Origin of the sequence: Bradyrhizobium sp., from assembly GCF_019242285.1 — a bacterium.
GTDB lineage: Bacteria > Pseudomonadota > Alphaproteobacteria > Rhizobiales > Xanthobacteraceae > Bradyrhizobium.
On record NZ_JAFAVV010000549.1, the window covers coordinates 1 to 13,492 of the forward strand.

The following is a 13,492-nucleotide window of genomic DNA, read 5'->3' on the forward strand; positions in this document are numbered from 1 at the left end:
CGCTCGCGCGCCTTAGCCCACCCTACGGCCTTTCGCTCCAACGGAGCGATGACATGACCGCGGTCCTCGACATCCAGAATCTCGTCGTCGGTCTCGGCCATCGCACGCACGACCCGCGCATCATCGACGGCGTCTCGCTCGAGGTGCACGAGCGTGAGACACTGTGCCTGGTCGGCGAAAGCGGCTCGGGCAAGTCGGTCACCTCGCTCGCCGTGATGGGCCTGTTGCCGAAGGCCGCGCTCGCCGCGAGCGGCGGCAGCATCAGGCTGGTCGGCGAGGAGTTGTTGACCGCAAGCGACCGCCGCTTGCGGCAATTGCGCGCCACGCGGATGGCGATGATCTTCCAGGAGCCGATGACCGCGCTCAACCCGGTGGTGCCGGTCGGCCGGCAGATCGACGAGGTGCTGCGCGCCCACACCTCGCTCGACGCCCGCGCGCGCCGCAAGCGCATCCTCGACATGATGGAGCAGGTGCGGCTGCCCGAGATCGAGCGCATCTTCGCCTCCTACCCGCACCGGCTGTCCGGCGGCCAGCGCCAGCGCATCATGATCGCGATGGCGCTGGTGCTGGAGCCGAAGCTCCTGATCGCGGACGAGCCGACCACCGCGCTCGACGTCACCACGCAGAAGCAAATACTGGCCTTGATCCGCGACCTGCAGCGGAACCATGGCACCGCCGTGCTGTTCATCACCCACGATATGGGCGTGGTCGCCGAGATCGCCGATCGCGTCGCGGTGATGCGCCAGGGCCGGCTGGTCGAGACCGGCCCGCTCGATGCCATCCTGCGCCAGCCGCAGATGGAATATACCCGCAACCTGCTCGCCTCGGTTCCGAGCCTCGTGCCGCGGCCGCCACGCGTCGACACGCGCGAGCCGGTGGTGCTGGAGACCCACGAGCTCGGCAAGGTCTATCGCGAGCGCTCCTTTCTCGGCAAGACCCGCGAGGTCAAGGCGGCCGACAACGTCACCCTCACTCTGCGCAAGGGCCGCACGCTCGGCATCGTCGGCGAAAGCGGCTCGGGCAAGTCGACGGTGGCGCGCTGCATCGTTCGCCTGATCGATCCGACCTCCGGCGGCATCCGCCTGGTCGGGCGCGAAATCTCGGAGTTGTCGCGCGCCCTGCTGCGGCCGCATCGCCGGCGTATCCAGATCGTGTTCCAGGACCCCTATCGCTCGCTCAATCCGCGCGTCACCGTGGGCGAGAGCATCGCCGAAGGCCCGATCAATTACGGCGTGCCGCGCACGGAGGCGATCGAGAAGGCGCGCGAGCTTCTGGAACTCGTGGACCTGCCGGTAGATGCAATTTCACGTTATCCGCACCAGTTCTCCGGCGGCCAGCGCCAGCGCATCGCGATCGCCCGCGCGCTCGCTCTCGACCCCGACGTGCTGGTCGCCGACGAGGCCGTCTCTGCGCTCGACGTCTCGGTGCAGGCGCAGGTGCTGGAACTGCTCGACGAAATCCAGCGCCGGCTCGGCATCGCGCTGCTGTTCATCACCCACGATCTGCGCGTCGCCGCCCAGATTTGCGACGACGTCCTGGTGATGCAGCACGGCCGCATCGTCGAGCAGGGTCAGGCCGCGCAGGTGTTGAGCAGGCCGCAGCAGGCCTATACCCGCGCCCTGCTCGACGCTGCGCCCGGCCGCGGCTGGGATTTTGCCAATTTCCGGCCGGTCGAGGCTGCGATTGCAACGATGTGAGGCATTCTATTCCAAAACGGAATTGCTCGATCGCTTGCGCTTCGCGCGAGCCCCGGTCTAACGTCCCGCATTCAAACGACTGGTTGAGACGGAACTGATGACCCGCATCGCCGTTGGCGGTTTCCTGCACGAGACAAATACCTTCGCGCCGACCAAGGCGACCTATCTGGATTTCGTCCATGGCGGCGGCTGGCCGGCGATGACGACCGGCGCCGATATGCTCAGGACCATGCGGCGCATCAATGTCGGTCTTGCCGGTTTCGTCGAAGCCGCGGAGGCCAATGGTTGGGAACTGGTGCCGACCATCGCCTGCGCAGCGAGCCCTTCCGCACACGTCACCGAGGACGCCTTCGAGCGCATCATGAAGATGATGATCGATGGCATCGCCGCCGCGGGCGCGCTCGACGCCGTCTATCTCGACCTCCACGGTGCGATGGTGACCGAACACCTCGACGACGGCGAAGGTGAAATCCTGGCGCGTGTGCGCAAACTGGTCGGGCCCGATCTGCCGCTGGTCGTCACCCTGGACCTGCATGCCAATGTCACGCTGGAGATGGTCGCGCATGCCGATGCGCTGATCGCCTATCGCACCTATCCGCATGTCGACATGGCCGCGACCGGCCGCGCCGCGGCGAGACATCTCGGGCTGATCCTTGCCACGAAGCAGCGTCTCGCGAAGGCGTTCCGGCAATTGCCGTTCCTGATCCCGATCAGTTGGCAATGCACGTTCGACCAGCCAACCAGAGGCATCTACGACGAGCTCGCCGCGCTGGAGGGCGACGCCGTGCCGACACTGTCGTTCGCGCCGGGCTTTCCGGCGGCCGATTTCGAGGGCTGCGGCGCCAGCGTGTTCGCCTACGGCCGTACGCAGAAGGATGCCGACAAGGCCGCAGACGCGATCGCTGCGCTCGTCGCCGGCCACGAGGACGATTTCAACGGCAGGATCTATTCGCCCGACGAAGGTGTGGTCCATGCGATCGCGCTCGCGAAGGGCGCGACCAGGCCTGTCGTCATCGCCGACACGCAGGACAATCCTGGCGCGGGGGGCGACTCGGATACGACGGGCATGCTGCGCGCGCTGGTGCGCAATCGGGCGAGCCGTGCCGCCCATGGCGTGATCTGCGATCCGGCATCAGCGAAGATCGCGCATGAGGCCGGCGTCGGCGCCAACGTGCGGCTTGCGCTCGGCGGCAAGTCCGGCATTCCCGGCGACGCGCCCTACCAGGAGACTTTCGTCGTCGAACGATTGTCGAATGGAAAATTCGTGGCCTCCGGCCCCTACTACGGTGGACGCGACATGGACATGGGACCATCGGCAGCTTTACGGATCGGCGATGTCCGCGTGGTCGTCGCCTCGCACAAGGCGCAGCTCGCCGACCAGGCGATGTACCGCTATGTCGGCATCGAGCCGACCGAGCAGGCGATCCTGGTCAACAAGAGCTCGGTGCATTTCCGCGCCGATTTCGAGCCGATCGCCGAGACGCTCCTGATCTGCGCCGCGCCCGGCGCGATGCCGGCCGATCCGGCGTCCCTGCCCTGGACGCGGCTGCGCCCGGGCTTGCGGACCAGGCCGAATGGTCCCGCCTTCACTCCCGCAGCCCGAGTCAGCTCAACCGGATAGGACCATGCCGACCATCGACCGCATCCAAGGCTATGCCGACGAACTCACCGCCATCCGGCGCGATCTGCACGCCCATCCCGAGATCGGCTTCGAGGAGGTCCGCACCTCCGGCATCGTCGCCGAGAAGCTCGCGCAATGGGGCATCGAAGTGCATCGCGGCCTCGGCGGCACCGGCGTGGTCGGCGTGATCAAGGGCAGGGCTTCGGGCGGCAAGCGGATCGGGCTGCGCGCCGACATGGATGCGCTGCCGATGGCGGAGAACACCAACCTGAAATGGCGCTCGACCATTCCCGGCCGCTTCCATGGCTGCGGCCATGACGGCCACACCACCATGCTGCTCGGCACCGCGCGCTATCTCGCCGAGACCCGCAATTTCGACGGCACCGTGCATTTCATCTTCCAGCCGGCCGAGGAAGGCCTCGGCGGCGCCCGCGCCATGATCAAGGACGGGCTGTTCGAGAAATTCCCCTGCGACGAGATCTATGGCCTGCACAACGCGCCGGAACTCGAGCTTGGCGAGATCGCCATCCTGACTGGGCCGGCGATGGCGGGCGCGGACTTCTTCGACATCAGGATTCACGGCAATGGCGCGCATGGCGCGATGCCGGAGCGCTCCAAGGACGCCGTGGTGATCGCGATGACGCTCGGCCAGGCGATCCAGACCATCGTCAGCCGCAACGTCAATCCGCTGCAATCGGCGGTGCTGTCGATCACCCAGATCCACGCCGGCACGGCCTACAACGTGATCCCGGCCGAGGCGCATCTGTGCGGCACGGTGCGGGCGTTCGCCGACGAGACGCGGGCCTTGATCCGCGAGCGCATGCGCGCCATCTGCGCCGGCATGGCGAGCGCCTTCCAGGTCGAGATCGACGCCGACATCCGCGACACGTTCGGTGTGCTGGTCAACCAGGTCGAGCAGTCGCGCGTGGTCGAAGACGTGGCGCGCACCGTAGTCGATCCGGCCAAGGTCATCACCCGCACCCGGCCGAAGATGGGCAGCGAGGATTTCGCCGACATGATGCAGGTCGCCCCCGGCGCCTACTTCTGGGTCGGCCATGACGGCTCGGTTCCGGTGCATAACCCCGCCTATGTGCTGGACGACAAGATTCTGCCCATCGGCGCCAGCATGTTCGCGCGCATTATCGAAACCCGTCTCCCGGCAGGTTCCCATGCATAAGACAGCATCCGAAGAAGTCATTACCTCGCTGCACGACCTCTCCGCCACCGACCTGATCGCCGGCTACAAGGCCAAGCAGTTTTCGCCCTCGGAGGTGCTCGAGGACGTGCTGTCGCACGTCGCGCTCTGGGAACCCCACATCAAGGCACTGTACGCCTTCGATCCCGACGGCGCGCGAAAGCTGGCGAAAGCCTCGACGGACCGCTGGCAGCATGGCGAGGCCTCCGGCTGCCTCGACGGCGTGCCGGTCACGATCAAGGACAATGTCGCCACCAGGGGCGTGCCGGTGCCGCTCGGCGCCGCCAGTGTCAGACAGGTACCGGCGGCGGTCGACGCACCGCCCGCGGCGCGGCTGCGCGAGGCCGGTGCGATCATCTTCTCCAAGACCACCATGCCGGACTACGGCATGCTGTCGTCGGGGCTGTCGAGCTTCCATCCCCTCACCCGCAATCCCTGGGACCTTTCGAAGAACCCCGGCGGCTCCAGTGCGGGCGCGGGCGCGGCAGCGGCCGCCGGCTACGGCCCACTGCATCTGGGCACCGACATCGGCGGCTCGGTGCGGCTGCCGGCCTGCTGGTGCGGCCTGGTCGCCTTGAAGCCGAGCCTCGGACGCGTGCCGATCGATCCGCCCTATGTCGGCCGCGTCGCAGGTCCCATGACGCGCACGGTCGACGACGCCGCGCTGATGATGGCCGTGCTCTCGAAACCCGACCGCCGTGACGGCATGAGCCTGCCGCCCAGCGACATCCACTGGAAGACGCTGGAGAAGTCGCCGCGGAAATTGCGGCTCGGGCTGATGCTCGATCTCGGCGTCGGCCAGACGCTGGAGCGGCCGGTGCGCGAGGTCACGGTCAAGGCCGCCAAGGCTTTCGAATCCGCCGGCGCCGTTGTCACCGAGGTCGATGGCATCCTCTCTCGCGAGATGCTCGACGGGCTCGACGATTTCTGGCGCGCGCGGATGTGGGAGGAGCTGGTGCGGCTGACGCCTGAGGAGCGCGGCAAGACCCTGCCCTACGTCCATCAATGGGCCGAGAAGGGCGCAAAACTCTCCGGCGTCGACGTGATCCGCGGCTTCAATGCGACGATGGCGATCCGCGCCGCAGCTGCAAAATTGTTCAACGACCTGGACTACGTGATCTCGCCGGTCTCGCCGGTGGTCAAGTTCGGCGCCGAGCTCGCCTCACCGATCAACGATCCCGACAAGCCGTTCGAGCACATCGCCTACACCGTGCCGTGGAACATGGCGGAAAATCCGGCGCTGTCGATCAATGGCGGCTATGACGAGGCGGGCTTTCCGATCGGCGTGCAGATCATCGGCCGCCGGTTCGACGATCACGGCGTGCTGGCCTTGGCCAAGGCCTTCGAAGGCCTGCGCGGCGCGCAGCGGCCGTGGCCGAGCCCGCCGGAGCGATAATCTCTCCGTCATTCCGGGATGTGCCGGAAGCGCAGGCCCGGAATCCATAACCCCAGCCGTTGGATATGGATTCCGGACTCCGCGGCGCCCGTCATCCGGCCGCACTTTGCGCGGACCGGGTGGCGAGCCCCGGAGTGACGGCGAATTTGATAACGAACAGCCGGAAGGAAACCCCATGTCCTACGAGACCATCACATACGAGGTCGAGGACCAGATCCTCACCCTCACCCTCAATCGCCCCGACAAGCTCAACGCCTTCACCGCCACCATGCAGCGGGAGATGATCGACGCCTTCGATCGCGCCGATGCGGACGACGGCGTCCGCGCCATCATCGTCACCGGCGCGGGCCGCGGCTTCTGCGCCGGCGCCGATCTCTCCTCCGGTGCCGACACGTTTGATCGCGACGCCCGCCGCGGGCCGGTGAAGCGGCTGCCGAGTGGCGCGACCGATTACAGCGATCCGAACGCACGCGACGGCGGCGGCCAGGTGACCTTGCGCATCTTCAAATGCCTGAAGCCGGTGATCGCCGCCGTGAACGGGCCCGCGGTCGGCATCGGCGTCACCATGCAGCTTGCGATGGACATCCGCATCGCCTCCGAAGCGGCCCGCTTCGGCTTCGTGTTCTCCCAGCGCGGCATCGTGCCGGAGGCCGCCTCGAGCTGGTTTCTGCCGCGCATTGTCGGCATCTCCCAGGCGCTGGAGTGGTGCTACACCGGCCGCGTGTTTCCGGCCTCCGAGGCGCTCGCCGGCCGTCTGGTCAGCAAGGTGGTGCCGCCGGACCAGCTGCTGCCGACCGCGCGCGCCCTGGCGCGCGAGATGATCGACAAGACCGCGCCGGTATCGGTGGCGCTGATCCGGCAGATGATGTGGCGCATGCTCGGCGCCGACGACCCGATGGAGGCGCACAAGGTCGACAGCCGCGGCATCTATGCCCGCGGCCGCTCCGACGACGTCAAGGAAGGCGTGGTGGCGTTCCTGGAAAAGCGCCCGGCGCAGTTCAGGAACAAGGTGTCGACCGACATGCCGGACTATTTCCCATGGTGGGACGAGCGGGAGTACAGATGAAGAGGGCTCGTAGGACGGGCTAAGCGACCAAGTCCGCGGTAGCTCAACGAGCGAAGGCGGAAGCGTGCCCACCATCGCGCATCCCGTTGCCGATAGATGGTGGGCACGGCGCTTACGCGCCTTAGTCCACCCTACGAGCTACGCAGCTCGCCGTGACGCATCACATTATCAGCGCCACGCGGCCGATCGCCTTGCGCTCGATCAGGAGCCGCATCGCCCGCGCATGGTCTTCCAGCGGTATTCGGTGCGAGACGTTGGGCCTGATCCTGCCGGCCTCGGCCCATTGCAGCAGCGTTCGCAGTCGCACCTCGCCCAGTCCCGGGTCGCGGCGCACGGCTTCGCCGGCGCGCACGCCGAGGACGCTCGCACCCTTGATCAGGAGCAGGTTGGTGCGCGCCATGCCGACGCCGCCGGTGAAGCCGATCACGAGCAGCCGCGCGCCCCAGGCGATGCAGCGGACGCTCTCCTCGAACACCGGCCCGCCGACCGGATCGAACACGACATCGGCGCCGCGTCCGTCGGTGATGCGCTTCACCGCCTCGCGGAACGGCTCGCGGCCATAGAGCACGAGATGATCGGCGCCCCGCGCCTGCGCCACCGCGAGCTTGTCCTCCGACGAGGCGGCCGCGATCACGGTGGCACCGAGCTGCTTGCCCATCTCCACCGCGGCGAGGCCGACGCCGCCGCCGGCGCCGTGCACCAGCAGCACCTCGCCGGTTTCGAGCCGGCCGCGGTCGATCAGGCCATGATAGGCGGTGCCGTGGGCCGCCAGGAAGGTCGCGCCTTCGGCATAGTCGAAGCTCGACGGCAGCGGCGTCAGTTGCGACGGCGCCACCACCGCCTCGTCGGCGTAGGCGCCGTGGCGCATGCGGACGATGACCTTGTCGCCGACCGCGACGCCGTTCACCGCGTGACCGACCTCGGCCACGTCGCCCGCGGCCTCGACGCCCGGCGTGAACGGCAGCTCCGGCTTGAGCTGATAGTCGCCGGCCGCCATCAGGATGTCGGGAAAATTGATCCCGGCGGCGCGGATCGCGACCCGAACCTGCTCCGCGCCGAGCGGCGCGGATGCGAACGTCTCCAGCCGCAACCGCTCCGGCGGGCCGAGCTCGCGGCACACGATCCGTCGCGGCATCAGGCGGCGCTCGGGCATCCGGCAGCAGCCTTGGCCCGCGCCAGCGCCTCGCGCAGCAGCGGCAGGCGGTCGTTGCCGAAATACATGTCCGTCCGGTCGAGGAAGATGGTCGGCGAGCCGAAGCCGCCGCGCGCCATCACTTCATCAGTGTTCGCCTTGAGCTGGTCCTTGATCGCCTGCTGGCCGATCCCGGCGAAGAAGGTCTGGGCATCGACGCCGACGCGCCGGCAGACCTCGGCCAGCACCGCATCCTGCGAGATGTCCTGGTCCTCGCCCCAGTAGATCTCGAACACCGTCCGCGCGAACGGCACCATCTGCGCGGATGAGTCCTGGCCGAGGAAGATGCAGCCGCGCATCGCCTTGACGCTGTTCACCGGGAACACCGTGGGCCGCATCTTGATCGCAAGTCCCGCCGAGCGCGCCCAGTCCGCCATGTCCTTCTTCTGGTAGGCGAGCTTGGCCTCGACCGGATGCTCGCGCTGGGCGTAGACGCTGGGATTGATGGTGTTGAAGATGCCGCCGACCAGGATCGGCCGCCAGACGATCTCCTGGGCGAACTCCTTCGCCAGCGGCTGGATATTGTGGAAGGCGAGATAGGTCCAGGGGCTCGAGCAGTCGAAGAAGAATTCGATCATGGGCGTTCCTGCGGCGACTTATGTTGTTCTGTACCTCGACCATAAGGCATGGCAGAGAGGCGCTCAACACAACCGACCGGGGAGGCTTCCATGCTGTTTCCAACCACCATCGCCGGCTCCTTGCCGAAGCCGGAATGGCTCGCCGAGCCGAACACCCTGTGGGCGCCCTGGAAATCGTCCGGTGCAGAGCTGACACGCGCCAAGCGCGACGCCACGCTGCTGGCGCTGAAGCTTCAGGAGGATTCCGGCATCGACATCGTCACCGAGGGCGAGCAGTCGCGCCAGCATTTCGTGCATGGTTTTCTGGAGCGGATCGAGGGCATCGATTTCGCTCACGAGGTCGAGATGGGCATCCGCAACGACCGCTACAAGGCGATGGTGCCGCAGGTGACAGCCCCGCTCAGGCTCAAGGAACGCGTCCATGCCGAGGAGGCGCGCATCGCCCGTACCCATACCACGCGCCGGTTGAAGTTCACTTTGCCCGGCCCGATGACCATCATCGACACCATCGCCGATCGCCATTATGGCGACCGCGTCAGGATGGCGTTCGCCTTCGCCGAGCTGCTCAACGAGGAAGCCCGGGCGCTACAGGCCGACGGCATCGACCTGATCCAGTTCGACGAGCCCGCCTTCAACGTCTACATGGACGAGGTCAACGACTGGGGCATCAAGGCGCTGGAGCGCGCGGCCGAGGGACTGAGCTGCGCCACTGCCGTGCACATCTGCTACGGCTACGGCATCAAGGCCAACACCGATTGGAAACGGACGCTCGGCCAGCAGTGGCGGCAGTACGAACAGATCTTTCCGGCGATCGACGACAGCACGATCCAGCAGGTCGCGATCGAGTGCCGCAACTCGAAGGTGCCGCTGGAATTGTTGTCGCTGCTGAAGAGCAAGATCGTGCAGGCCGGCGTGATCGACGTCGCCAGCGACGAGATCGAGACCGCGGAGGATGTCGTGGCGGTCATCGAGCAGGTCGCCAAATTCGTGCCGAAAAGCAACGTTATCGCGACCACCAACTGCGGCATGGCACCGATGCGCCGAGAGATCGCAGAAGCCAAATTGTTGGCCCTTGGTGCCGGCGCGAGATTGGCCCGGCAGAAGCTCGAATAGGATATTGGAACTCGTTCATGCGTATTATCACACCGGCCATCGCCTCGATCGTCCTGCTTGCAACCATTTCGCTGCCGGCCCGCGCCGGCGAGCGCGACCTGCTCAACCAGTGCAAGGCGCTGGTGGAGCGCATGTCGCAGTCGCCGACCGTCGGCGCCGCCGTCAAGCCGGAGGACACCGAGGCGCTCGACCACTGCCGGCAGGTCATCAAGGAATGGACGCTCCGCGACTCCCGGATGACCGTCGACGAGGACGGCCACCCGCTGCCGTGATCGGCAGCTCTCTCATCACGAACAGTGCGCTCCCTCCCCCGCGTGCGGGGGAGGGTCGGGGTGGGGGCCAGCGGCAAAGAGAGTGCCCGACGTCGCCCCCTCTCCAGCTCTCCCCCGCAAGCGGGGGAGAGGGCGCAGCGAGCTCGCTGCGCCAGCCTCGCTCAACGCGAAAGCAGCGTCACCGCAAATCGGTACCGGCGCTTGGGTGCAGCAGCGGCCGATAGCCTGCCACGAAGGCGCGCACAGTCGAAGGCGGCGTGAGCAGCATCGGCGCGTCGAGCGCGCGCGTGGCCTTCGAATAGCCGGCAGGCGACCATTCGAGAGCCCTGCCCTCCACAATCAAGAAGCTGTCGCCACCCGCCCGCACCATCGTGCCGTCGGGTAATTGCTCCAGCGCCATCGGCAACGGATGCAGCTTCCGGCCGCTGGCCAGCCGCTCCCGGTGCAGCACCGCGTCCATCTCGGGCGCATGCAGGTCGCCGACGCCATTGCCGCGCTCCCAGGCGGCGCGGAAGCGCAGCGCGTCTTCGCGCCGGCAGTAGAAGCACGGGCGGTGGCCGGCCGCGAACGCGGTGGCCTCGTCGAGGAAGAACAATTCGGTCCAGCTCCGCCCGCCCATCACCCTGCGGCGGCGGCCGCGGAATTCCAGCACGCAGGTGAGCCACGCCGGCGTCGACCAGCGCTTCCGCAGCAGCGTCCGGGTCGCGGGATCATGGATGATGCCGCGATTGCCGGTGAAGGTGCCGCGATGCGGTGTCGAGATGATCTCTCCCGTCGGGGTGACGCGGTTCTGCAGCGGCATGGGTGCGCGCCCCTATCTTACCGTCGTCGTTCCGGGATGGCCCCACCGGGTCCGCGCAAAGCGCGGCCCGATGACAGGCTCCGGACCAGACCCGGACTATCGAGATTCTCAGATGCGCAATTGCGCACCATAGTTCGACGTTGCGCGTCGCCCCGGAATGACCGTGGACATCAGGCCGCCCCGTCGCGGATCGGCGGCTGGAACGACAGCGCGGTGTCCCAGGGAAAGAAGATCCAGGTGTCCTGCGACACCTCGGTGATGTAGGTATCGACCAGCGGGCGGCCCTTCGGCTTGGCGTAGACGGTGGCGAAATGGGCGTCGGGCAGCATCTCGCGCACCAGCCGCCCGGTCTTGCCGGTGTCGACGAGGTCGTCGACGATCAAGAGCCCCTTGCCGGTGCCGCGGCCGAGCCGGGCGGTCTCGGCGGAAATGCCCTTCAGCACCTTGAGGTCGCCCTGCTTGGTGTGGTCGTAGCTCGCGATGCAGACGGTGTCGATCACGCGCACGCCGAGCTCGCGCGCCACGATCGCCGCCGGCACCAGCCCGCCGCGGGTGATCGCGATCACCGCAGCGAACGGCCCGACCTCGTTCAGCCGCCAGGTCAGGGCGCGGCAATCCCGGTGGAACTGATCCCACGACACCGGAAAGGCCTTGCCGGCCTTTTCCTCAGCGCTCAGCTTCGGCACCGTCTCTCCGGTCATGCTGCTCTCCTCGAAATTCTCTGGACGGCCTACCGCGCCAGGTTGAGTCCCGCCAGCATCTCCTTGACCGCGCTCATGGCGGCCGTGAGCTTGTCCGGGTCGCGGGAGCGCACCACCAGGTTGGTGTTCGGCCTGCCGTGCTCGTCGAGGAAGGGATAGCTGCCGATGATGGTGTCGGGATGGGCGTTGGCGATCTGGCGCAGCGGGCCGCCGATGTCGCCCTCCCTGGAATTGGCGCGCACCGATTCCGACAGCATCTTGACCCCGGATCTCAGCTTCGGCGCCACGATGTCCATCATCGCCTGCATGATCGAGGGCACGCCGGCCATGACGATGACGTTGCCGATCTTGAAGCCGGGCGCCATGATGGTGGCGCTCTGGATCAGCTCGGCGCCGCCGGGGATCCGCGCCATCCGCAGGCGCGCCTCATTGAGCTCGCCGGGATTCTTGAAGCGCTCCCTGAAGCGGGCGACCACCTCCGGATGGTGGTCGATGCCGACGCCGAACGCCTTGGCGACGCTGTCGGCGGTGATGTCGTCATGGGTCGGGCCGATGCCGCCGGTGGTAAAGACGTAGGTGTAGCGGCTGCGCAGCGCGTCCAGCGCCGCGATGATGTCGGACTCGTCGTCGGCGACGACCCGCACCTCCTTCAGGTCGATCCCGATATTGGTCAGGTACTCGGCGATGAAGCCGATGTTCTTGTCCTTGGTCCGCCCGGACAGGATCTCGTCGCCGATCACCAGGATCCCCGCGGTGACGATCTCGCTCATGGCCTTGCCTCGCGCTTCGCTCTGTTCTTCACGATATCCCCGACTTTGCTCGAGCAAGTCCTTGAAGTCACGGGGTTTTGCTGCCGATTTAGCCACATCCCGCCGCTTTTTCGGGCACCCGGGGCAAGGCTTCGTACCCGAAGACGGAGCCTTCGTACCAAATGATGGTGGTCATTGCATATCGCGCTGGCCCGGCCCTTGCTACCATCCCGTGAGGTCATGCACTGTCGTGCCGATGAAGGAGGCCGAACGGATAGATGGCGATTGCGTTCGATGAGATGAACGGCCCGGGCGGCGACCTCCGCCCCGCCTATCAGGAGCTCTCCCGCTGGTTGAAGGAGACGCCTCCCGACGCTCTGGAATATCGCCGGCAGGAGGCCGAGCTCCTGTTCCGCCGGATCGGCATCACCTTCGCCGTCTATGGCGACGCCGAGGCCCAGGAGCGGCTGATCCCGTTCGGCGTGATTCCCCGCATCCTGTCGGCGATGGAATGGGCCCTGCTCGAGCGGGGCCTGAAGCAGCGGGTGCGTGCGCTGAACCTGTTCCTGCGCGACATCTATCATGGCCGCGACATCCTGCGCGCCGAGATCATCCCCGACGACCTGATCTTCCAGAACCCGGTGTTCCGGCCGGAGATGAACGGCCAGGACGTGCCCCACGACGTCTATGTTCATATCGCCGGCATCGACGTCGTCCGCACCGACGCCAACGACTTCATCGTGCTGGAAGACAATGCGCGCACCCCCTCCGGGGTGTCCTACATGCTGGAAAACCGCGAGATCATGATGCGGCTGTTTCCTGACCTGTTTGCCCGCCACCGCGTCGCGCCGGTCGAGCGTTATCCGGACGAGCTGCTGTCGGCGCTGCGCTCGGTGGCGCCCGGCAGCGCATCGTCGGAGCCAGTGGTCGCGCTGATGACGCCCGGCGTCTACAACTCCGCCTATTACGAGCACTCCTTCCTTGCCGACAAGCTCGGCATCGAGCTCGTCGAGGGGCGCGACCTCATCGTCAAGAACGACGAGGTGTTCATGCGCACCACCGAGAGCCTCAAGCGGGTGGATGTGATTTATCGCCGCGTCGACGACGACT

General features: G+C 67.0%; 13 protein-coding genes. 8 read left to right on the forward strand and 5 right to left on the reverse strand.

The window, feature by feature from the left end:
* Positions 1 to 53 precede the first annotated feature (53 nt).
* From JOY90_RS22250 to JOY90_RS22270, 5 genes are all read left to right on the forward strand, one after another.
* A complete protein-coding gene (locus tag JOY90_RS22250) occupies positions 54 to 1,697 on the forward strand; it encodes an ABC transporter ATP-binding protein (protein WP_291693267.1) in 1,644 nt (547 codons plus the stop codon).
* 97 nt (positions 1,698 to 1,794) lie between these two features.
* On the forward strand, positions 1,795 to 3,318 hold the full coding sequence (locus tag JOY90_RS22255) for a M81 family metallopeptidase (protein WP_291693268.1): 1,524 nt from the start codon (positions 1,795 to 1,797) through the stop codon (positions 3,316 to 3,318).
* A gap of 4 nt (positions 3,319 to 3,322) precedes the next feature.
* The gene (locus JOY90_RS22260; protein WP_291693269.1) at positions 3,323 to 4,495 is read left to right on the forward strand and encodes a M20 aminoacylase family protein; all 1,173 of its coding nucleotides are present in this window, start codon (positions 3,323 to 3,325) and stop codon (positions 4,493 to 4,495) included.
* Entirely contained in the window at positions 4,488 to 5,909 is a 1,422-nt protein-coding gene (locus JOY90_RS22265) for an amidase (RefSeq protein WP_291693270.1), read from the forward strand. Before JOY90_RS22260 ends, JOY90_RS22265 begins: the two co-directional genes overlap by 8 nt.
* A gap of 175 nt (positions 5,910 to 6,084) precedes the next feature.
* Complete coding sequence (locus JOY90_RS22270; RefSeq protein WP_291693271.1) at positions 6,085 to 6,975, forward strand: crotonase/enoyl-CoA hydratase family protein; 891 nt, start codon at positions 6,085 to 6,087, stop codon at positions 6,973 to 6,975.
* 160 nt (positions 6,976 to 7,135) lie between these two features.
* On the opposite strand, the gene JOY90_RS22275 is transcribed toward JOY90_RS22270, so the two are convergent.
* Positions 7,136 to 8,110, reverse strand: coding sequence for an NADPH:quinone oxidoreductase family protein (locus JOY90_RS22275; protein WP_291693279.1), 975 nt, complete (start codon positions 8,108 to 8,110; stop codon positions 7,136 to 7,138).
* A complete protein-coding gene (locus JOY90_RS22280) occupies positions 8,110 to 8,745 on the reverse strand; it encodes a 2-hydroxychromene-2-carboxylate isomerase (RefSeq protein WP_291693272.1) in 636 nt (211 codons plus the stop codon). Before JOY90_RS22280 ends, JOY90_RS22275 begins: the two co-directional genes overlap by 1 nt.
* A 90-nt stretch (positions 8,746 to 8,835) precedes the next feature.
* Here JOY90_RS22280 and JOY90_RS22285 point away from each other — a divergent pair, with 90 nt between their 5' ends.
* Positions 8,836 to 9,858, forward strand: a complete 1,023-nt coding sequence (locus JOY90_RS22285; RefSeq protein WP_291693273.1) for a methionine synthase — start codon at positions 8,836 to 8,838, stop codon at positions 9,856 to 9,858.
* 17 nt (positions 9,859 to 9,875) lie between these two features.
* Positions 9,876 to 10,130, forward strand: a complete 255-nt coding sequence (locus tag JOY90_RS22290; RefSeq protein ID WP_291693274.1) for a hypothetical protein — start codon at positions 9,876 to 9,878, stop codon at positions 10,128 to 10,130.
* 178 nt (positions 10,131 to 10,308) lie between these two features.
* On the opposite strand, the gene JOY90_RS22295 is transcribed toward JOY90_RS22290, so the two are convergent.
* The 3 genes from JOY90_RS22295 to JOY90_RS22305 all read right to left on the reverse strand — a co-directional run bounded on the left by JOY90_RS22295 (position 10,309) and on the right by JOY90_RS22305 (position 12,403).
* Positions 10,309 to 10,932 (reverse strand): hypothetical protein, encoded by a 624-nt coding sequence (locus JOY90_RS22295; protein WP_291693275.1) that lies wholly within the window; start codon positions 10,930 to 10,932, stop codon positions 10,309 to 10,311.
* A 170-nt stretch (positions 10,933 to 11,102) separates the two neighbouring features.
* On the reverse strand, positions 11,103 to 11,633 hold the full coding sequence (gpt, locus tag JOY90_RS22300) for a xanthine phosphoribosyltransferase (RefSeq protein WP_291693276.1): 531 nt from the start codon (positions 11,631 to 11,633) through the stop codon (positions 11,103 to 11,105).
* A gap of 29 nt (positions 11,634 to 11,662) precedes the next feature.
* Positions 11,663 to 12,403, reverse strand: a complete 741-nt coding sequence (locus JOY90_RS22305; protein ID WP_291693277.1) for a molybdopterin-binding protein — start codon at positions 12,401 to 12,403, stop codon at positions 11,663 to 11,665.
* A 257-nt stretch (positions 12,404 to 12,660) separates the two neighbouring features.
* Between JOY90_RS22305 and JOY90_RS22310 the strand changes: the two genes are divergently transcribed.
* On the forward strand, positions 12,661 to 13,492 hold an 832-nt coding region (locus tag JOY90_RS22310; RefSeq protein WP_291693278.1), incomplete at its 3' end, for a circularly permuted type 2 ATP-grasp protein.

What these genes read in the sequence shown, in the direction of transcription:
- JOY90_RS22275 (WP_291693279.1), bottom strand. Translation starts at nt 8,110, where the DNA reads ATGCCGCGACGGATCGTGTGCCGCGAGCTCGGCCCGCCGGAGCGGTTG.
- JOY90_RS22260 (WP_291693269.1), top strand. Translation starts at nt 3,323, where the DNA reads ATGCCGACCATCGACCGCATCCAAGGCTATGCCGACGAACTCACCGCC.
- JOY90_RS22280 (WP_291693272.1), bottom strand. Translation starts at nt 8,745, where the DNA reads ATGATCGAATTCTTCTTCGACTGCTCGAGCCCCTGGACCTATCTCGCC.
- JOY90_RS22250 (WP_291693267.1), top strand. Translation starts at nt 54, where the DNA reads ATGACCGCGGTCCTCGACATCCAGAATCTCGTCGTCGGTCTCGGCCAT.
- JOY90_RS22265 (WP_291693270.1), top strand. Translation starts at nt 4,488, where the DNA reads ATGCATAAGACAGCATCCGAAGAAGTCATTACCTCGCTGCACGACCTC.
- JOY90_RS22305 (WP_291693277.1), bottom strand. Translation starts at nt 12,403, where the DNA reads ATGAGCGAGATCGTCACCGCGGGGATCCTGGTGATCGGCGACGAGATC.
- gpt (WP_291693276.1), bottom strand. Translation starts at nt 11,633, where the DNA reads ATGACCGGAGAGACGGTGCCGAAGCTGAGCGCTGAGGAAAAGGCCGGC.
- JOY90_RS22255 (WP_291693268.1), top strand. Translation starts at nt 1,795, where the DNA reads ATGACCCGCATCGCCGTTGGCGGTTTCCTGCACGAGACAAATACCTTC.
- JOY90_RS22290 (WP_291693274.1), top strand. Translation starts at nt 9,876, where the DNA reads ATGCGTATTATCACACCGGCCATCGCCTCGATCGTCCTGCTTGCAACC.
- JOY90_RS22295 (WP_291693275.1), bottom strand. Translation starts at nt 10,932, where the DNA reads ATGCCGCTGCAGAACCGCGTCACCCCGACGGGAGAGATCATCTCGACA.
- JOY90_RS22285 (WP_291693273.1), top strand. Translation starts at nt 8,836, where the DNA reads ATGCTGTTTCCAACCACCATCGCCGGCTCCTTGCCGAAGCCGGAATGG.
- JOY90_RS22270 (WP_291693271.1), top strand. Translation starts at nt 6,085, where the DNA reads ATGTCCTACGAGACCATCACATACGAGGTCGAGGACCAGATCCTCACC.